General features: G+C 70.2%; 15 protein-coding genes and 2 tRNA genes. 8 read left to right on the top strand and 9 right to left on the bottom strand.

Features of this window, described 5'->3' with window-relative positions:
* Nucleotides 1–119: 119 nt before the first annotated feature.
* Complete coding sequence (locus PV419_RS00460; RefSeq protein ID WP_319685585.1) at nucleotides 120–2,753, bottom strand: valine--tRNA ligase; 2,634 nt, start codon at nucleotides 2,751–2,753, stop codon at nucleotides 120–122.
* 121 nt (nucleotides 2,754–2,874) lie between these two features.
* Here PV419_RS00460 and PV419_RS00455 point away from each other — a divergent pair, with 121 nt between their 5' ends.
* The 6 genes from PV419_RS00455 (at nucleotide 2,875) to PV419_RS00430 (ending at nucleotide 8,391) form a co-directional block, all read left to right on the top strand.
* On the top strand, nucleotides 2,875–3,807 hold the full coding sequence (locus PV419_RS00455; protein ID WP_319685584.1) for a hypothetical protein: 933 nt from the start codon (nucleotides 2,875–2,877) through the stop codon (nucleotides 3,805–3,807).
* 30 nt (nucleotides 3,808–3,837) lie between these two features.
* Entirely contained in the window at nucleotides 3,838–4,845 is a 1,008-nt protein-coding gene (locus PV419_RS00450; protein WP_319685583.1) for a hypothetical protein, read from the top strand.
* 53 nt (nucleotides 4,846–4,898) lie between these two features.
* Entirely contained in the window at nucleotides 4,899–5,771 is an 873-nt protein-coding gene (locus tag PV419_RS00445) for a hypothetical protein (RefSeq protein ID WP_319685582.1), read from the top strand.
* Nucleotides 5,772–5,958: 187 nt separating this feature from the next.
* The gene (locus tag PV419_RS00440) at nucleotides 5,959–7,137 is read left to right on the top strand and encodes an MFS transporter (RefSeq protein WP_319685581.1); all 1,179 of its coding nucleotides are present in this window, start codon (nucleotides 5,959–5,961) and stop codon (nucleotides 7,135–7,137) included.
* Between the two features lie 194 nt (nucleotides 7,138–7,331).
* Nucleotides 7,332–8,183: a helix-turn-helix transcriptional regulator gene (locus tag PV419_RS00435; RefSeq protein ID WP_319685580.1), complete on the top strand. Its 852-nt coding sequence runs from the start codon at nucleotides 7,332–7,334 to the stop codon at nucleotides 8,181–8,183.
* 7 nt (nucleotides 8,184–8,190) lie between these two features.
* Complete coding sequence (locus tag PV419_RS00430; RefSeq protein WP_319685579.1) at nucleotides 8,191–8,391, top strand: DUF397 domain-containing protein; 201 nt, start codon at nucleotides 8,191–8,193, stop codon at nucleotides 8,389–8,391.
* A gap of 105 nt (nucleotides 8,392–8,496) precedes the next feature.
* Here the strand turns inward: PV419_RS00430 and clpX are convergent, their stop codons facing one another.
* The 5 genes from clpX to PV419_RS00405 all read right to left on the bottom strand — a co-directional run bounded on the left by clpX (nucleotide 8,497) and on the right by PV419_RS00405 (nucleotide 13,349).
* Nucleotides 8,497–9,783: an ATP-dependent Clp protease ATP-binding subunit ClpX gene (gene clpX, locus PV419_RS00425; protein ID WP_319685578.1), complete on the bottom strand. Its 1,287-nt coding sequence runs from the start codon at nucleotides 9,781–9,783 to the stop codon at nucleotides 8,497–8,499.
* Nucleotides 9,784–9,962: 179 nt separating this feature from the next.
* Entirely contained in the window at nucleotides 9,963–10,634 is a 672-nt protein-coding gene (locus PV419_RS00420; protein ID WP_319686181.1) for an ATP-dependent Clp protease proteolytic subunit, read from the bottom strand.
* 56 nt (nucleotides 10,635–10,690) lie between these two features.
* Nucleotides 10,691–11,305 (bottom strand): ATP-dependent Clp protease proteolytic subunit, encoded by a 615-nt coding sequence (locus tag PV419_RS00415; RefSeq protein WP_319685577.1) that lies wholly within the window; start codon nucleotides 11,303–11,305, stop codon nucleotides 10,691–10,693.
* Between the two features lie 353 nt (nucleotides 11,306–11,658).
* Entirely contained in the window at nucleotides 11,659–13,107 is a 1,449-nt protein-coding gene (gene tig / locus PV419_RS00410; RefSeq protein ID WP_319685576.1) for a trigger factor, read from the bottom strand.
* Between the two features lie 165 nt (nucleotides 13,108–13,272).
* Nucleotides 13,273–13,349, bottom strand: a tRNA-Pro gene (locus PV419_RS00405).
* Nucleotides 13,350–13,521: 172 nt separating this feature from the next.
* On the opposite strand from PV419_RS00405, the gene PV419_RS00400 reads away from it, so the two are divergent.
* A tRNA-Gly gene (locus tag PV419_RS00400) sits at nucleotides 13,522–13,595 on the top strand.
* Nucleotides 13,596–13,664: 69 nt separating this feature from the next.
* On the opposite strand, the gene PV419_RS00395 is transcribed toward PV419_RS00400, so the two are convergent.
* Nucleotides 13,665–13,859 carry a hypothetical protein gene (locus tag PV419_RS00395; RefSeq protein ID WP_055414018.1) on the bottom strand — a complete coding sequence of 65 codons (195 nt, stop codon included), beginning with the start codon at nucleotides 13,857–13,859 and terminating at the stop codon, nucleotides 13,665–13,667.
* A gap of 620 nt (nucleotides 13,860–14,479) precedes the next feature.
* Here PV419_RS00395 and PV419_RS00390 point away from each other — a divergent pair.
* Entirely contained in the window at nucleotides 14,480–15,661 is a 1,182-nt protein-coding gene (locus tag PV419_RS00390; protein WP_319685575.1) for an acyltransferase family protein, read from the top strand.
* 79 nt (nucleotides 15,662–15,740) lie between these two features.
* Here the strand turns inward: PV419_RS00390 and PV419_RS00385 are convergent, their stop codons facing one another.
* Nucleotides 15,741–18,233: an ABC transporter permease gene (locus PV419_RS00385; protein ID WP_319685574.1), complete on the bottom strand. Its 2,493-nt coding sequence runs from the start codon at nucleotides 18,231–18,233 to the stop codon at nucleotides 15,741–15,743.
* Nucleotides 18,230–19,138, bottom strand: a complete 909-nt coding sequence (locus tag PV419_RS00380) for an ABC transporter ATP-binding protein (RefSeq protein ID WP_319685573.1) — start codon at nucleotides 19,136–19,138, stop codon at nucleotides 18,230–18,232. Before PV419_RS00380 ends, PV419_RS00385 begins: the two co-directional genes overlap by 4 nt.
* Between the last annotated feature and the right edge of the window lie 35 nt (nucleotides 19,139–19,173).

The raw sequence follows: 19,173 nt of genomic DNA, 5'->3' as shown, positions 1-19,173 counted from the left end.
GATAACTCCCGGAACGAAGCGTTTGGTTCCTGGTTGTCCCGGCTGTGACCCCGCACACGCGAAGCGCCCCCGCGGGCCCTCGGGCGAGGGGCGGGGGCGCTTCGTCACCGGTCAGGTGGTCAGCCCTGGGGCAGGGCCGCCAACTGTGCGGTGATCCGCACGATGTCGGCATCGGCGGTGGACTGCCGCTGCCGGATCTTCTCCACGACGTGGTCGGGCGCCTTGGCCAGGAAGGCCTCGTTGTTCAGCTTCGCCGTGGTCTGCGCCTTGTCCTTCTCGGCGGCCGCGAGGTCCTTGGCCAGCCGCTTGCGCTCGGCCTCGACGTCGATGGCACCGGACAGGTCCAGGGCCACGGTCGCACCCGCGACCGGCAGCGAGGCGGTGGCGTTGAAGTCCTCACCGGCCGGCTGCAGCCGCAGCAGCGAGCGCATGGCGTCCTCATGGGCCGCCAGCGGGGTGCCGGACAGGTCGAGCCGCGCCGGGACCTTCTGGCCGGGCTGCAGGCCCTGGTCGGCACGGAACCTGCGGACCTCGGTGACCACCTGCTGGAGAGTGGTGATCTCCCGCTCGGCGGCGGCGTCGCGGAAGCCGCTGTCACCCGGCCAGTCGGCGATGACGACCGACTCCCGGCCGGTGAGCGAGGTCCACAGCTTCTCGGTGACGAACGGGACGACCGGGTGCAGCAGCCGCAGCATCACATCCAGGACCTCGCCGAGCACCCGCCGGGAGGCGTTGGCCGCCTCGCCGCCCTGGGCGAAGGTGGTCTTGGACAGCTCGACGTACCAGTCGAAGACCTCGTCCCACGCGAAGTGGTAGAGGCTGTCCGACAACTTGGCGAACTGGTAGTCCTCGTAGTACGCGTCGACCTCGGCGACCACCGAGTGCAGCCGGGACAGGATCCAGCGGTCGGCCGCCGACAGCCGCTCGGGGGCGGGCAGTTCGCCCTCGACCGTCGCGCCGTTCATCAGCGCGAAGCGCGTGGCGTTCCAGATCTTGTTGGCGAAGTTGCGGGACGCCTGGACCCAGTCCTCGCCGATCGGCACGTCCACGCCGGGGTTGGCGCCCCGGGCGAGGGTGAAGCGGACCGCGTCCGAGCCGTACTGGTCCATCCAGTCCAGCGGGTCGACCGCGTTCCCGAAGGACTTGGACATCTTCTTGCCGAACTGGTCGCGCACCATGCCGTGCAGCGCGATGGTGTGGAACGGCGGGGTGCCGTCCATCGCGTACAGGCCGAACATCATCATCCGGGCGACCCAGAAGAACAGGATGTCGTAGCCGGTGACCAGGACCGAGTTCGGGTAGAACTTCCGCAGGCTCGCGGTGTCCTCCGGCCAGCCGAGCGTGGAGAACGGCCACAGGCCCGAGGAGAACCAGGTGTCCAGGACGTCGCTGTCCTGGCGCCAGCCCTCGCCGGACGGCGGCTGCTCGTCCGGTCCGACGCACACGACCTCGCCGTTCGGCCCGTACCAGACCGGGATCCGGTGGCCCCACCACAGCTGGCGCGAGATGCACCAGTCGTGGAGGTTGTCGACCCAGTCGAAGTAGCGCTTGGCCATGTCCTCCGGGTGGATCTTCACCCGGCCGTCGCGGACCGCGTCGCCCGCGGCCTTGGCCAGCGGGCCGACCTTGACCCACCACTGCATGGACAGCCGCGGCTCGATGGTCGTCTTGCAGCGCGAGCAGTGGCCGACGGAGTGGACGTACGGCCGCTTCTCGGCGACGATCCGGCCCTCGGCGCGCAGCGCTCCGACGATGGCGCTGCGGGCCTCCAGCCGGTCCAGGCCCTGGAAGGGGCCGTGGGCGGTGATGACCGCGTGCTCGTCCATGACGGTGAGGTTCGGCAGGCCGTGGCGCCGGCCGATCTCGAAGTCGTTCGGGTCGTGGGCCGGGGTGACCTTGACCGCTCCGGTGCCGAACTCGGGGTCGACGTGCTCGTCGGCGACGACCGGGATACGGCGGCCGGTGAGCGGCAGCTCGATCTCGGTGCCGACCAGGTGGCGGTAGCGCTCGTCGTCGGGGTGGACGGCGACCGCGGTGTCGCCCAGCATCGTCTCGGCGCGGGTCGTGGCGACGACGATCGAGGCGTCGCCCTCGCCATAGCGGATCGAGACCAGCTCGCCGTCGTCGTTGTCGTACTCCACCTCGATGTCGGAGATGGCCGTCAGACAGCGGGGACACCAGTTGATGATCCGCTCGGCGCGGTAGATCAGCTCGTCGTCGTAGAGCTTCTTGAAGATGGTCTGGACGGCCTTGGACAACCCCTCGTCCATCGTGAAGCGCTCACGGTTCCAGGCGACGCCGTCGCCCAGGCGCCTCATCTGGCCGGAGATCTGCCCGCCCGAGGTGGCCTTCCACTGCCACACCCGCTCGACGAACGCCTCGCGGCCCAGGTCGTGGCGGGAGACGCCCTCCTTGGCGAGCTCGCGCTCCACCCGGTTCTGCGTGGCGATGCCGGCGTGGTCCATGCCGGGCTGCCACAGCGTCTCGTAGCCCTGCATGCGCTTGCGTCGAGTGAGCGCATCGATGATGGTGTGCTCGAAGGCATGGCCGAGGTGCAGGGAGCCGGTGACGTTGGGCGGGGGGATGACGATGGTGTAGGGCTCTTTGCCGCTGTTCTCGTCCGCCTCGAAGTAACCGCGCTCTACCCAGCGCTCGTACAGCTGCCCCTCTACATCGGCCGGCGCGTACTGGGTCGGCAGTTCGGGGTGGCTGTTGGGCCCGCTGTCGGGGCGCTGCTGAGAGTTCTCGGTCACGACCGCAGTCTAAAGGGCCGCGGCACTCCGTTACGAACCCGTTGTGGCCCCGCCGCAAAGGGAGGGCAACGCGTCAGGAAGGATGTTGCGCACCTGTCATGCGCATCGAGGAGAGGGCACGATGAGCTACCACCAGCCGCCGCCGCAGCCCGGCCCCTACGGGGCGCAGCCGGGTCCGTACGGCGCCGGTCAGCCGCCCGTGCCCAATAATCCCTACACCCAGGAGCCGGGCTATGGCTATCCGCCCCAGGGCGGGCAGCCGGGCGGTTACGGCTCCGGTACGTACGGCGGCTACGGCCGGCCGAGCCCATATGGCCAGCCGAATCCGTACGCCCAGCCACCACAGCAGCAGGCTCCGCCGCAGCAGCAGATACCGGGCGCCGGCTACGGCTATCCGCAGCCGCCCGCGCCGGGCGGCCGCCGCCGGGGCAGAGCCGTGGGCATCGCGGTGGGCGTGGTCGTGGCACTGGGGGCCGCGGCCGGCGGGGCCTACTTCATGCTGGGCGGGGGCGACGACGGCCCGTACAAGCTGACCACCCCGAAGACGGTCGCCGGCGACTACCAGCGCCAGGGGGCCGGCACGGACGAGAACGACCTGTCCGAGTCGGGCAAGAAGGACCTGCAGCAGGTGCCGGTTGTCAAGGACCCGCATCTGGTGGCGGCCGACTACCAGTCCTCGGGGAAGAACATGATGAAGTTCACCGGGGTCTGGGGCGATGTGACCGACCCGAAGCGGGGCGCGGACCTGTCCTTGGCGGTCATCGTCAAGGCGCTGCAGGACAACGGCACGGCGCAGGCTCAGGGCGGCGCCCAGGAGTTCTCCCCCGACGGCTTCGACGGGGACGTTCTGAAGTGCCAGGCGTTGAAGTTCACGTCGGATCAGGGATCCGTGGAGGCGCCCGCGTGCGTCTGGGGCGACAAGGACACCTTGGGCGTCACCGTGATGGTGGACCCGGCGGCCGCGGTCCTGGGCGGCGGGGGCATGTCACTGCGAGATGCCGCGGAGCTCACCGTCAAGGTGCGCGAGGACGCGCGCGTCCAAATAGACAGCTAGCAACAACCGGCAACAAAGCGAAGGACAGACATGAGCTACAACCAGCCGGGCCCGTACGGCCAGCAGCCCCAGCAGCCGGGCCCCTACGGGCAGGGCGGCGCGGCCGGACAGCCCGGCTACGGCTACCCGCAGCAGGGCGGCGGCGGCTACGGCCAGCCGAACCCGTACGGCCAGCCCCAGCAGCCGCCGCAGCCCCAGGCCGGGTACGGCTACCCGCAGCAGCCGCCGGCCGACCCGTACGGCCAGCAGCCGTACGGGCAGCAGCCGTACGGCCAGCCCGGCGTGCCCGGGCCGTACCAGCCGACGCCCCCGCCGAGCGGTGGCAACAAGAAGGGCCTGGCGATAGCCATCGGCGCGGTGGTCGTGGTGGCCGCGGTGGTCGGCGGGTTCCTGCTGTTCAACAACAAGGACGACGACAAGGGCGGCAGCGGCGGGAACGGGGGCGGCGGCGGCAAGAACGTCGTCGCCGACGAGGGCAAGCGCTACAAGCTCACCACGCCCGAGACGGTGGCGACGGAGTACACCAAGGACCCCTCCTCCGGTGGCGATGAAATGTCCGAGTCGGACGCGAAGGACTTCGAGGAGTTCGGCGTCACGAACGCGAAGCCAGTGAGCGGGAAATACAAGTCCGGCGAAGGCGTGAGCCAAAAGCAGCTGCAGCTGAACGGCGTCTGGGGCGAGGTGAAGGACCCCGAAGCGGTCGTCGACGGCGCCTTCGCGAAGATCTCGCAGGAGGCCGAGAAGGACTCCAGCGTCGGGGGAGGCGGCACCGCCAAGCTCGAGGGCAGCCCGCAGCAGGTCACCCCGGCCGGCTTGGACGATGCCGTGATGAAGTGCCAGAACGTGAAGTTCTCCGGCGTCACTTCGTCCACCAAGAGCTTCACCATCCCGCTGTGCATGTGGGCCGACCACAGCACCGTCGGCTATGTGGTGGTCTCCGACGTCTCGTCCGCGCTCTCTGGTGGGGGCATGTCGATCGACACCGCCGCCGAGACCACCGCGAAGGTCCGCAAGGACGCCCGCGTGGAGATCAAGTAGCCGCCCGCTCAGCGAAGTTCACAGGCCGCAGCCCGGAGGGGATACCCCACACCATGAGCTACAACCAGCCGCCGCCGCAGCCCGGCCCCTACGGCGGAGGCCAGCCGGGCCCCAACCCGTACGGGGGCGGTCAGCCCAACCCGTACGGCGGGGCGCAGCAACCGTCCTCGGAGCCCAATCCGTACACGCAGCAGCAGCCGGGCTACGGCTACCCCCAACAGCAGCCGCAGCAGCCGGGCTACGGCTATCCGCAACAGCCGAACCCCTACGGACAGCCCCAGCCCCAGCCGCCCTTCCCCGGGCCCGGCGCGCCCGGCGGGGGCCGGAACAAGACCAAGATCATCGCAATCACGGCGGCCGGTCTCGTGGTGGCCGGCGCGATCGCCACCGGCGCCGTGGTGCTCAGCCAGGGCGACGACAAGCCCCAGGCGATGAAGCTGGTCGTCCCCAAGACGCTGGACGACGGCACGTACAAGCTGGACAAGGGCACCAAGGACCTGGAGAACGAGGGCACCAGCGTGCAGGACCGGATGCCCGAGGGCGCCACCTCGGTCCTGGCCCAGTACACCCGCGCCGAGGACTCGAACTCGGGGCTGGCCTTCTCCGGCGTGTACGGGGAGTTCAGCGACCCCGACAAGGTCCGGGACGAGATGTTCAAGGGCTTTTCGGGCGGCGACGCCTCCCCGACCGTCGAGGAGAAGCGCAAGAAGTTCCAGCCCGAGGGCGCCGACGGGCCGAGCATCGAGTGCGAGGTCGTGAAGATGTACGACCGGATCTACGCCCCCGCGTGCGCCTGGGCGGAGAAGACGGACGCGGCCATGGTGCTGGACGTCAACGCGGAGAACACGAGCGTGGACGATGCCGACATGGAGGCGTTCGCGAAGGTGACCGCGGGCATCTACAAGGACACCCGTAAACCGGCCTGAGAGACGCGCTGAGGCCGTACGACGCGAGGAGGGCCCTCGGGGAAACCCAGGGCCCTCCTCGCGTCCTGTGGTTGCCGCCATGCCGCGGGCCGAGGCGGCGGTGCTCGGGCCGGTGGCCCCTGCCCCGGCCGTCCAACTTCCCCCTCCGGGGCTTCAACAGGCGATCCGCCCATGCGAGCGTGCTGTGATGCGCGTCTACATGGACCTGCTGAAGTACGGGACAGCTCGCCGACTGATCGCTGCCACCGCCGCCGGCAAACTCGGCTTCGCGATCTTCCCGCTGGCCACCGTGCTGCTCGGCCACGACTCCTCCGGGTCCTTCCTGGACGCCGGTGCTGTCGCCGGGGCGTGGAGCATGGGCGGCACCGTGACGGGACCGCTGCGCGGACACCTGGTCGACCGCTATGGCCACCGCGTGCCGCTGGCCGCCTTGGCCCTGCTCACCGCCGTTGCCGCCACCGGCCTGGCCACCGCCCCGGGAACCACGCAGCTGATCTGCTTCGGCGCGCTCGCCGGCGCCGCCGCCCCGTTCATCGTGGCCAGCATCCGGCTCTTGTGGACCCAGGCGGTCTCGCGGGATCTGGTACGCAGCGCCTACGCCCTGGACGCGGTCCTGACCGAAGCGACCAAGATCTGCGGACCGCTCCTCGCGGCCGCAGCGGCCGCATACTCCCCACAACTGGGCGTGGTCACCGCCGGGACCCTCCTGGTGACCGGCACCTGCCCGGTGGCCCTCCACCCACCGACCGGTCACTCTTCTCTCGCATCAGGTACCGGCTGGGGCGTCCTGGCCTCCCCCGCGCTGCGGCTTCTTTGTGCCGCCAACGCCTGCGGGGGCCTGTGCCTCGGAGCGCTGACGGTCGCCCTCCCCGCCCAGGCCGCCGAGCAGGGCTCAGCCTCAGACGCCGGATGGATGTTCGCCTGCCTGGCCGCGGGCAGCGCACTGGTCGGCACGGCCATGGGGACCCGCCATCGCTCGACCTCGCCGAATACCGGCTATCTGACCGCCTTCACCTGGCTCGCTCTTGCCTTGACTCCCCTGACCATCGCCTCGACATCCCCGCTTTTGGGTGGTGCTTCTGGTCAGTGCCGGCGCCGCGTTCGCGCCTATGACGATCTGCTTGTTCGAGCTGCTGGACGCCCATGCCCCGCGACACACAGCCGTCGCAGCCATGATGTGGATGGTCGCGGCGGAAGAGCTTGGGATCGCCGCCGGGACGGTCACCGCAGGGGCAACCGCTCAACACGCGGGTGCCTGGTTGGCTCTCTTCACGGCGGCAGCCGGCGGTGGGCTCGGCGCCCTTGTCGTCGTCACCTACAAGGCGCGCCCCCAGTGAGGGGGCGCGGCGGTTTGTGGTGGATATAGGACGGCGACACGCCGTCGCGTCGGCGTGTCGCCGTCTCAAACTCACCACAAAGTCAGGCAGCGATTCCGAAGGCACCGGGGGCTGGGGTCAGCTCAAACCAGAGGAGCTTTCCGCTGGTGCCGGAGTGGTGGTCGGTGAGCGGGTAGCCGCCCCAGTTGTCGGCGCACAGGCGAATGAGGAGGAGGCCGCGTCCGTGGGTGGCGTGGGCGGTGGCGGCGCGCGAAAGCAGAGGCTTGGAGCCGAACTGCGCAAGCTGCGCGAGGGCGCGGGGATGTCGTCAACGGCGGCTGCCGGCCTGCTCGGCGGGAACCAAGCGCGGATCAGCAACATCGAGGCCGGTCGCTACGCGGTGAGCGCCGAGCGGGTCCGGACTCTGGCCCAGAACTACCGCTGCGCTGACTCGGCCCTCGTCGAGGCACTGGCCGGAATGACAGGGGATCGCAAACGGCGCTGGTGGGAAGAGTACCGCGAGACGGTTGCCGTCGGCCTGCTGGACTTGGCAGAACTGGAGCACCACGCCGTCTCGGCGCGCGTCGCGCAAGTGATCACAATCCCGGGTCTGCTGCAAACGCCCGAACATGCCCGAGCGATCTTCCGGGGTGTGGTCCCGCCGCTCATGCCGCCGGACATCGAGTACCGCGTCTCGTACCGGATCAAGCGGCAGGCCGTCCTGTTCCGGGATCAGGCGCTGCCGTACACCGCGATCATCCACGAAGCCGCGCTTCGGATGGGATTCGGCGGGCCCGAAACGGCCAGGGCCCAGCTTGAGCACGTCATCGCGATGAGCGAGCGGGACAACGTCACCGTTGTCGTGATCCCGTTCGGCAGCCAGTCCTTCCCCATCTCGGCCCAGGGGGTCGACTACTTCTGCGGCCCCGTCACCCAGCTCGACACCGTGCAGCTGGACACCGCGCACGGCGTCGAGCTGATCGATGATGCCGCTCAGCTGGAGAAATACCGGCTGGTGCTGGACCGTATGGAGGAGGCCGCTCTTGGGGCGGCGGAATCACGGGACTTCATTCGGCGCATCGCACGGGAGATCTGAAGGGGAGATGGCGTTGTCCACGCTCGGCTGGCGGAAGTCCACCTACAGCGAAGAAGCTTCGTCCTGCGTCTACGTCGCCGCTGCGGGCGACGACGGGGTCATGCTCCGCGAGAGCGACGACCCCGATGTCGTCCTGGTGACGACACGGCGCACGCTGCGGGCGTTCATATCGAGGGTCAAGACGGGCGCGCTCGACGACATGGGATGACGGCGTCAGCCCGCCTGAGCGGCGCGCTGCGGCCCGCACGACGCGAGGAGGGTCCCGGGGGATTCCCGGGACCCTCCTCGCGTCTCACGGCGCCTCGCGGCGGCCTTACGCGCTCTTCTCGTGGCGCTCGCCCGGCTCGCTGCCGCGGGTGCGCGGCACGAGCGTCGGGTTGACGTTGGAGTGGACGACGTCCTCGGTGATGACGACGCGGGCGACGTCCTTGCGGGACGGCACCTCGTACATCGCCGACATCAGGACCTCTTCGATGATGGCGCGCAGGCCGCGCGCGCCGGTGCCGCGCAGGATCGCCTGGTCGGCGATGGCCTCCAGGGCCGGGCGGTCGAAGTGGAGCTCCACACCGTCGAGTTCGAAAAGCCGCTGGTACTGCTTGACCAGCGCGTTCCGCGGCTCGACGAGGATCTGCAGCAGCGCCTCGCGGTCCAAGTTGTGGACGGAGGTGATGACCGGGAGGCGGCCGATGAACTCCGGGATCATCCCGAACTTCACCAGGTCCTCCGGCATGACCTCCTGGAACTGGTCGCTCGCCTCGATCTCGCGCTTGGAGCGGATCGTGGCGCCGAAGCCGATGCCCTTGGCACCGGCGCGCGACTCGATGAGCTTCTCCAGACCGGCGAAGGCACCGCCCACGATGAACAGCACGTTCGTCGTGTCGATCTGGATGAATTCCTGGTGCGGGTGTTTGCGGCCGCCCTGCGGCGGCACCGAGGCCGTGGTGCCCTCCAGGATCTTCAGCAGCGCCTGCTGGACGCCCTCGCCGGAGACATCACGGGTGATCGAGGGGTTCTCGCTCTTGCGGGCCACCTTGTCGATCTCGTCGATGTAGATGATGCCCGTCTCGGCCTTCTTGACGTCGTAGTCGGAGGCCTGGATCAGCTTCAGGAGGATGTTCTCCACGTCCTCGCCGACATAGCCCGCCTCGGTCAGGGCGGTCGCGTCGGCGATGGCGAAGGGGACGTTGAGCATCCGGGCGAGGGTCTGCGCCAGCAGGGTCTTGCCGGAGCCGGTCGGGCCGAGAAGCAGGATGTTGGACTTCGCCAACTCGATGCCGTCGTCGCGGTTGTGGGCGCTGTTCTCGCCCGCCTGGACCCGCTTGTAGTGGTTGTAGACGGCGACGGAAAGCGCCTTTTTCGCGGCCTCCTGGCCGACGACATAGCCCTCGAGGAACTCGTAGATCTCGCGGGGCTTGGGGAGTTCCTCCCAGCGCACCTCGGAGGTCTCGGCGAGCTCTTCCTCGATGATCTCGTTGCAGAGATCGATGCACTCATCGCAGATGTACACACCCGGGCCCGCGATGAGCTTCTTCACCTGCTTCTGGCTCTTCCCGCAGAACGAGCACTTGAGCAGGTCGCCGCCGTCACCGATGCGTGCCACGAGGTGATTCCCCTTCGCCTTGGATCCGCTCAGTTCCGCGAATCCGGGTGCTTGCGCTGCGCTTTCTGCTTCTGTTACCGGGGGGCAGACCCCAGCCCCCTATGACGGTACCTTGCCCAGGGCCCGGTTCGGGCCCCCCTTGGCCCTACTCGGTGCAAGGGGGGCGCCGATACCGGAGTTCAGCCCAGGCCCACCGAGGTCTTGCGGGTCGAGACGATCTGGTCGATCAGACCGTACGACAGCGATTCCTCGGCCGTGAGGATCTTGTCCCGCTCGATGTCGTCGCGGATCTTCTCGATCGGCGTCGTGGAGTGCTTGGCCAGCATTTCCTCAAGCTGCGAACGCATCCGCAGAATCTCGTTGGCCGCGATCTCCAGGTCGGAGACCTGACCGCGCCCGGTCTCGCTGTACGGCTGGTGGATCAGCACGCGGGCGTTCGGCAGCGCCATCCGCTTGCCCGGCGTGCCGGCGGAGAGCAGCACGGCCGCGGCGGACGCCGCCTGGCCCATGCAGACCGTCTGGATGTCGGGCTTGACGAACTGCATCGTGTCGTAGATGGCGGTCAGCGCGGTGAACGAGCCGCCGGGCGAGTTGATGTAGATCGAGATGTCGCGGTCCGGGTCCATCGACTCCAGGCACAGCAGCTGCGCCATGACGTCGTTGGCGGAGGCGTCGTCGATCTGCACGCCGAGGAAGATCACGCGCTCCTCGAAGAGCTTCGCGTACGGGTCGTACTCCCGGATGCCCTGGGAGGTCCGCTCGACGAAGCGCGGGACCACATAGCGGGCCTCGGCCTGCGGGCCGGCGTAGCGGGCGTCCAGTCCGCTGCCGGGGAAGTTCTGGGTGTTCACATGCACCGTCCTGATGATGAGCAGTGGTCTTGGTCGACTGGGGGCGGACGGGCGGCTCAGGCCCCGGTGCCGCCGCCTCCCGGGATGTGTGCGGCGGAGGCGATGACCTCGTCGACCAGGCCGTAGTCCTTCGCCTCCTCGGCCGAGAACCAGCGGTCGCGGTCGGAGTCACGGGTGATCTGCTCAACGGTCTGGCCGGTGTGGAAGGCGGTGAGGTCGGCCATCTTCTTCTTCGTACGCAGCAGCTGCTCGGCGTGGATCTTGATGTCCGACGCGGAGCCCGCGAGGCCCGCGGACGGCTGGTGGATCAGGATCTCGGCGTTCGGCAGCGCGAAGCGCTTGCCGGGGGTGCCCGCGCTCAGCAGGAACTGGCCCATTGAGGCGGCAAGGCCCATGGCGATGGTGATCACGTCGTTCTTGATGTATTGCATGGTGTCGTAGATCGCCATGCCGGCCGTGATCGAGCCGCCCGGAGAGTTGATGTAGAGGTTGATGTCCTTGTCCGGCTCCGCTGCGAGCAGAAGCAGCTGCGCGGTGATCTTGTTGGCGATTTCGTCGTCGACCGGCTGGCCGAGGAAGATGATCCGCTCACCGAGCAGCCGGTTGTAGACCTGGTCGCCGAGGCCTCCGAAGGTCGGCTCGCCGGCGGCGGAAGGCATCGTATTCGTCACGTATCCACCTGCTCGTCTCTGACGGCGACTGGCCGTCTCAGCGTCTTCTTCTGGGACGCGGGGGCGTAACCGCCGGTACGCTCCGGCGGGCTCGTGGGACTCCCCTGCCCTCGTATCTACGGACCCTAACGCGCTGGTCGGCGGCCGCCATCCCGCATCAGGAACTGTTCGCTCTGAGCGCAGGTTCCGGCCGGTGGCGGGGCTGGGCGGGGTCCGGGCGCGGGGTACGGGGCGGGGGCCGCCCAGGGTGCCCCTCAGAGGCCGCCACAAGGCCCGTGGAACCGCGAACGGGCCCGGACGCGCAAGGACGTTCGGGCCCGTTCGGATGCGGGCTGCGGAGGGCGGCCGGGCGATCAGCCCTCGGCCTTGTCCCCGCCCTTGTCGGCCTCGTCGGCCTTCTCAGCCGTGCCCTCGGATTCCTCGGCAGAGGCCTCGGCAACCTCGGCGGCCTCGACGATCTCGCCGGCCTCGGCAGCCTCGGCAGCCTCGTCCTCATCGTCCAGGTCGACGGTCTCACCCTTGTCGTCGACCACCTTGGCGGCCTCGACCACGACCGCGAGGGCCTTGCCCCGGGCGACCTCGCCCACGAGCATCGGCACCTGGCCGCCCTCGACGACGGCCTGGGCGAACTGGTCCGGGCTCATGCCGGAGGACTGCGCACGGCGCATCAGGTGCTCGGTGAGCTCCTCCTGGCCGACGGACAGCTTCTCCTTGTTGACCAGCTCGTCGAGCACGAACTGGGTCTTGATGCCCTTCTCGGCCTGCTCCTTGAGCTCGGCGTCGAACTCCTCGGCGGTCTTCTCCTGCATCTGCAGGTAGGAGTCCAGGGTCAGACCCATCTGGCCGAGCTGGTGGTGCTCCAGGTTGTGCTTGCGGGTCTGGATCTCGTCCTCGAGGAGCTTCTCGGGGATCGGGACCTCGACCAGCTCCAGCAGGGCGTCCAGCACCTTCTCCTGGGCCTGGGTGGCCTGGTCGAACTTCTTCGACCGCTCCAGGCGCCGACGGGTGTCCCCGCGCAGCTCCTCGAGGGTGTCGAACTCACTGGCCAGCTGGGCGAAGTCGTCGTCCAGCTCGGGCAGCTCGCGGGCCTTGACCTCGGAGACCTTGACCGAGACCTCGGCCTCCTTGCCCTGGGCGGAGCCGCCCTTGAGCTCGGAGGTGAAGGTGGCGGAGCCGCCGGCCTCCAGGCCGGTGACCGCCTCGTCGATGCCCTCGAGCAGCTCGCCGGAGCCGATCGTGTAGTTGACGCCACTGGCGACGCCGTCATCGAGGACCTCGCCCTCCACCTTGGCCTCGAGGTCGACGACCACGATGTCGCCCTCGGCTGCGGCGCGCTCGACCGCGGTGGTGGTGGCGAAGCGGTCGCGCAGCTGTTCGACGGCCTTGTCGATGTCCTCGTCCGAGACCTCGACGGAGTCGACGGTGACCTCGATGCCGGAGTAGTCCGGGATCTCGATCGCCGGGCGTACATCCACCTCGGCGGTGAAGGCCAGCAGCTCGTTGTCCTTGAGCTCGGTGATGTCGACCTCGGGCTGGCCGAGCGGGTTCAGCTCCCCCTCGTTGACCGCGTCGGAGTAAAACTTCGGGAGCGCGTCATTGACGGCCTCCTCCAGCACCGCACCGCGGCCGAACCGCTGGTCGATGACGCGGGCCGGGATCTTGCCCTTGCGGAAGCCGGGCACCGTGACCTGCTGGTTGATCTTCTTGTACGCCGCGTCGAGGCTGGGCTTGAGCTCCTCGAAGGGCACCTCGACAGTGAGCCGAACCCGAGTCGGGTTCAGGGTCTCCACGGCGCTCTTCACGGTTCGGTCTCCTTGGGGCTGACTTCTTGGTGTTCTGCTGCGTTGCTGTCGTGCGTTTCAGCGGATCGCGCCCGGTAGAGAAAGTCACAGACGCGCAGCTTGCATAGTAACCGCACGCATGACGCGGCCCACAATGCGATCTTGCGCTCATGACGAACGTGATGGTGGTCGGGGTGGCCGGATTCGAACCGACGACCTTCCGCTCCCAAAGCGGACGCGCTACCAAGCTGCGCCACACCCCGCCGGTGCGACACGTAGGGTACATGCCCGCGCAGGCCACGGCTGCCGCTTTTCCGACTGGTGGGCAAGGGTGTGCGGGATGTGGTGCGGACCCGCTACGATGCTTCCCGTGCCGCGGATCGAGCGATCACGCTCGACGACCGCGCCCGGTCATCCGGCGAGGCGGCGGCACAGGCGGGCGTAGCTCAATGGTAGAGCCCCAGTCTTCCAAACTGGCTACGCGGGTTCGATTCCCGTCGCCCGCTCCATGGCTCACGGCCCGGTTCCGGGGATTCTCCCGGCGCCGGGCCGTACACGTTTCCCGGTGATCCTCCGGGTCAGATGTCGATTTCGCTGATCGAGTGCGAGACCGAGTCGAGGAAGTCCTGGATGTTCGGTGCCAGGTCGGACGAGGCGAGCAGGAACCCGAAGAGCGCCGCCACGAGGGCCGGCCCCCAGGTGATCTTGCCGTTGCGCACCATCAACACAAGGATGATGCCCACCAGCACCACCAAAGACACAGATATGACCACGACTGATCACGCACCCTCGGTCGCTACGCATCTCACCGGCCCGGAAGCACGCGACCTCGCACACCCCCGCGACACCATCGTGCCATCAACTCCCGCCCCGCTGGAGCAGCGTGACGGAACCGCCGCCCCTTCGCCCCGCACGTCATCTACCCAACGAACCACCCGTCGAAGCAGCCCCGGACGAGCCCGGCCTGAGTGACGCCGCCCACAATTCGAGGGCCTGCCCGAAGATCGGAATTGGACTTGATCACATAGTCCGGCGGGAATTCCGAATTAACGGCGAACCTGTTTCCGCGAGTCGGAGCGTAACGACAAAGCACCAATGAATCAGACATTCCGCCAGAGCCGGTTGCGGGGCATATGTCACCATTTAAGTGGGATGAAATGCGACAGTTCGGGCACCCTTGGACCGCCACACCGCACACTTGGATCACTTTGTCGACTTACCCGCCGCAGATGCTTGCGCCCGCCATATATGGGATAGGCAACAAAGCACTGAACGAGGTTTTACGCAATACAGGTTTCGGGGCTATCGTGCCTCAGATGTTCCACACTGCCATCACTCCCCGGCGCGCAGTGTGGTCCCGGGTCCTCTCCCCCAGTTCCTGGTGGGAGGGCCTGTGACCAACTCCCTGCGCCCGCACGGTTATCAGCGGACCCCGCTCCCCCCGGCCCGGGAGGCGGAGCCCACTCCCCCCACACCGCACAGCGACACAGCAGGGCATCAGACGGGTCCACCGGCCGCCCCCGACAGGCCCAAGCCCAAACAGCGGGACGCGTTCTTCGACAACGCCAAGTACCTCGCGATCGTCCTGGTCGCCATGGGCCACGCGTGGGAGCCGCTGACGGACCACAGCCGGACCGCCGAAGCGCTCTACATGACGCTCTACACGTTCCACATGCCGGCGTTCATCCTCATTTCCGGCTACTTCTCGCGCAGCTTCGACATGCGGCCCGACCGGCTCAAGCGGCTCATCACCGGAATCGCCGTGCCGTATCTGATCTTCGAGATCGCGTACACCTTCTTCAAGCGCTGGGCGGACGACGACCCCACGTACGACTTCAGTCTGCTGGACCCCTGGTACCTCACCTGGTTCCTGATCGCACTGTTCGTCTGGCGGGTGACCACCCCGATCTGGAAGATCATCCGCTGGCCCGTCCCGCTCTCACTGGCCATCGCGACGCTCGCCTCGGTCTCCCCCGACATCGGTGACGACCTCGATCTGCAGCGGGTGCTGCAGTTCCTGCCGTTCTTCGTGATCGGGCTGCACATGAAGCCGGAGCACTTCCAGAAGATGCGCGGGCCCCGGATGCGGATGCTGGCCCTGCCGGTGTTCGCCTGCGCGTTCGTGTTCGCCTACTGGGCGGGCCCCCGGATGAACTCGGCGTGGTTCTACCGCCGCGACAGCGTCCAGGAGCTGGCCGCGGCGCCGTGGACCGGGCCCGTGATGACCCTCGCGCTCTTCGGCTGCTCGATGGTGCTGGTCACCTGCTTCTTCGCCTGGGTGCCGCGGCGCCGGATGTGGTTCACCGCCCTGGGCGCCGGGACCCTGTACGGGTATCTGCTGCACGGCTTCCTCGCCAAGGGCTCCCGCTTCTGGGGCTGGTACGACGAGAACCCGTGGCTGCACGAGCCGCTGGGCGAGATCGTGGTCACCATCATCGCCGCCACAGTGATCACCCTGCTGTGCACACCACCGGTGCAGCGCGTCTTCCGCTTCGCGATGGAGCCGAAGATGGCCTGGGCCTTCCGGAAGGACCCGGCCGAGCAGGCCCGTCAGCGCACCACCACGGCGGCCTGACCGCCCGACCCGAGCCCGACAGAAGACCGCGCCGGGGCCGTCGTACACGGCCCCGGTGCGTTCTTCGCCGTTCCCGGCCTCAGCCGGTCCGGCCGCGGCGGAGCACCGCCCGGGCGGGCAGCCCCGTCGCGAGCAGGCCGAGCGCCACCGCGGCGCCCGCGAACCCCGCGTACGTCAACGGCGGGAGGTACGGGCCCTCGCCGGTCATGCCGCGCGTCATCGGCGCGAGCGTCGCCAGGGCGATCGCCGTGCCGAGCGCGACCCCCGCGATGACCACCAGCAGCGCCTCCCAGCGCACCATCCCCAGGACCTGCCGCCGCGTCGACCCGATCAGCCGCAGCATGCCCAGCTCCCGGCGGCGGTCCAGGACGGTCATCACCAGCGTGTTGGCGGCGGCGACGGCCGCGAAACCGCCGAGGACCGCGGCCATGACGGTGTTGGCCCAGACGTTGAGCTCGGCCTCCTCGTCCCGGGCGGCCGCGTAGCCTCCGGGTCCGGTGACCTCGCCGAGGGGGCCGAGGGCGGCCGCGACGGCCGCCGGGTCGGCGCCCTTGTCGTCCCGTACCAGCACATGGCTGTCGAAGGCCGAGGTCACATGGGAGGCCAGCGCCGCGCGGGCCAGCGTGACCTGGGCGAGGCCCAGCCCCCGCCCGTACGTCGCGACGACCTTCGGCGCGACCGCCGTGCCGTCCGGAAGGCGCAGCCGGAGCCGGTCGCCGACCTTCACATGCGCCGAGGACGCGAGGCCGGCGTCCACGGCCACCGCGCCGCGGTCCAGCGCGTCCAGGCTGCCGGTGCGGATGTCGAGGTCCTGCACGGCCGCCAGGTCGCGGCCGGCCCCCGAGACGCCCTGTGCCGACGCGCTCTCCAGCCACGCGCCGTCGCCCGAGCCCCGGGTCACCAGCACGCCGGTGCGCAGCACCCCGACCGCCGCCGCCACTCCCCGGGCCGAGCCGACCCGGGCCGTGGCGTCGGCGGGCAGGCCGCCGGGCGCGGAGAGGACGTGGTCGGCGACGATGCCCGCGCGCCGCTGCCCGGCCGTCGCGTGGTCCTCACTGGTGTGCATGAAGACCAGCGTCGAGGCGAAGGCCATCGCGAGCACGAGCGGGGTGATCGCCGAGGCCAGGCGGCGGGCGTTGGCCCCGGCGTTGGCCGCGGCCAGGGCGGCCGGGGCCCGGCCCGCCCGCAGCGGCAGGCCGCCCAGCCAGGCGCAGCCGCGGGCGACGAACGGACCGAGCAGGCCGACGGCCAGCATGAACAGCATCACCACGCCCAGCGCGGCGTTGACCGCGTCGTCCCCCGTCGCCGCGGCCGCCACGCCCGCCAGGACACCACCGCCGGCCAGGGCCGCGAGGCCCAGCAGCGTCCGGATCACCCCGGGGCGGAACGGCTCCGCGGCCGCCTCGCCGAGCGCCTGGCCCGGCTTGATCCGCGCCGGCCTGCGGGCGGCCGCCAGGCCTGCCAGCAGCGCGGCGACCAGCCCCGCGCCGACCGCGCTGACCAGCGGGATCCAGGAGACCGCGAGCTCCACCCCGGCCGGGATCGCGCCCCTGTCCCGAAGCTGCCCGAACCACCAGTGCGCCAGCGCGATGCCGGGCAGCGTGCCGATCGCCCCCGCGAGCGGGGCGACCAGCAGCGCCTCCGTGGCGATGGACCGGCGGATCTGGCGCGGGGTGGCGCCGACCGCGCGCAGCAGTGCGATCTCGCGGCCGCGCTGGCCGACGGAGAGCGCGACGGTACCGACGGTGGTGAAGATCGCGACCATGGTGGCGATCCCGCCGAAGGAGCCGCCGATCCCCTCCAGCAGCTCCTTCGCCCCGGCGAGCCCGGGCTCCCGGGCGGCGCCGCGCCCCTCGCCGGTGTGCACGCGTGCGGCGGGCACCGCCTTGAGGGCGCGCTCGAGGCCGGCCGCCAGGTCACCGGGGGTGGTGCCGGGGGCGGGGCGGACGAGGACAGCGTCGACGCTGCCGGGGTGGCCGGACAGGGCCCGCGCCTGGGGGTCGGTGAACCAGACGACGGGCCCGGAGTCCTGAGCCGCACCCGTACGGGTGATACCGGACACCCGGAAGCGGTGGCCGCCGTCGGCCGCGGTCAGGGTGATGCGGCCGCCCACGCCGGTGCGCGCCGCGCGGGCGGCGGCCGGGTCCAGCACGACCTCGCCCTTCCGCGGGGCCGTGCCGGAGCCGAGCGCGATCCCGGTGAAGGGGGCCGAGCCCCAGCCGTGGGCGGTCAGGGCGGCGTCGCCGCCCCGGACGGGGAAGGTCAGGTCGGGCGCGGCGGCCGCGGCTCCCGGGGTGCGGGCGGCCGTGGCGACGAGCGAGGCGTCGAGCCGGACGCGGTCGGGCGCGGGTTCCGACTCCTCCCGGTTCCCCACGCGCTGCTCCGCGGCGACCACGACCGGGACGCTCGCGTAGCGCCCGGGCGGCACCGTGGCCCGCAGCCCGGACTCCAGCAGGATCCCGCAGGCCGACACGATCGCGGCGGCCAGCATCAGGGCGATGAACGTGCCCGCGAAGGCGGCGGGCTTGAAGCGGACGGCGGCGCGGGCCAGCCCGTTGCCGAAGATCTTCATCGGACGGTCTCCCCTGGCGAGGGTGCCACGGTGGGCGCACCGGTCGGCATGCTCGGCGTACGGATCGGCATGCCGGGCGCGCCGGCGGCCGCGCGGGCGGTGAGCCGGGCCATGCGGGCGGCGACCTCCTGGGCGGGGGCGCGCGTCATGCTGTCGGCGATCGAGCCGTCGGCGAGGAACAGCACGCGGTCGGCGTAGCTCGCGGCCACGGGGTCGTGCGTGACCATGACGACGGTCGCGCCGAGCGCGTCCACGGCCTGCCGCAGCAGTCCGAGCACCTCGGCGGCGGTGCCGGTGTCGAGGGCACCGGTCGGCTCGTCGGCGAAGACGACGTCGGGGCTGGTGACGAGCGCGCGGGCGATCGCCACCCGCTGCTGCTGGCCGCCGGAGAGCCGGCCCGGGCGGCGCCCGGCGTGCTCGTGCAGCCCCACCTGGGCGAGCACGGCCCGGGCCCGGCCCCGGTCGGGGCGCGCCCCCGCCAGCCGCATCGGCAGCACCACATTCTGCTCGACGGTGAGGGAGGGGAGGAGGTTGAAGGACTGGAAGACGAAGCCGAGGCGGGTGCGGCGCAGCGCGGTGAGCTTGTTCTCGCTCATGCCGGTGATCTCAGTGCCGCCGAGCCGGACCGAGCCCGCGGTCGGCCGGTCGAGGCCGGCGGCGCACTGCAGGAATGTGGACTTGCCGGAGCCCGAGGGGCCCATCACGGCGGTGAAGCTTCCCCGGGGGAGGATGAGGTCGATGCCGCGCAGGGCGTGCACGGCGCGCGAGCCGCGCCCGTACTGGCGCCGCACGCCCTGCAGTTCGATGGCAGCGCCCCCCGCGCCGCTCACCGCCTCGCGCCAGTCCTCCCGGCGCTCTGTCCGCCGCTCAGCCCGTCGCTCTTCGCGCCGCCTCCGCAGCCGCATGGTCTCCGCCCTTCCGAGGTTCGTTGTCGATGCCT

This window comes from Streptomyces sp. ME19-01-6, assembly GCF_033793745.1.
In the GTDB taxonomy this organism is placed as follows: Bacteria; Actinomycetota; Actinomycetes; order Streptomycetales; family Streptomycetaceae; genus Streptomyces.
The sequence above is the reverse complement of the archived record's forward strand: the minus strand, read 5'-3'. Positions and strand labels throughout refer to the sequence as shown.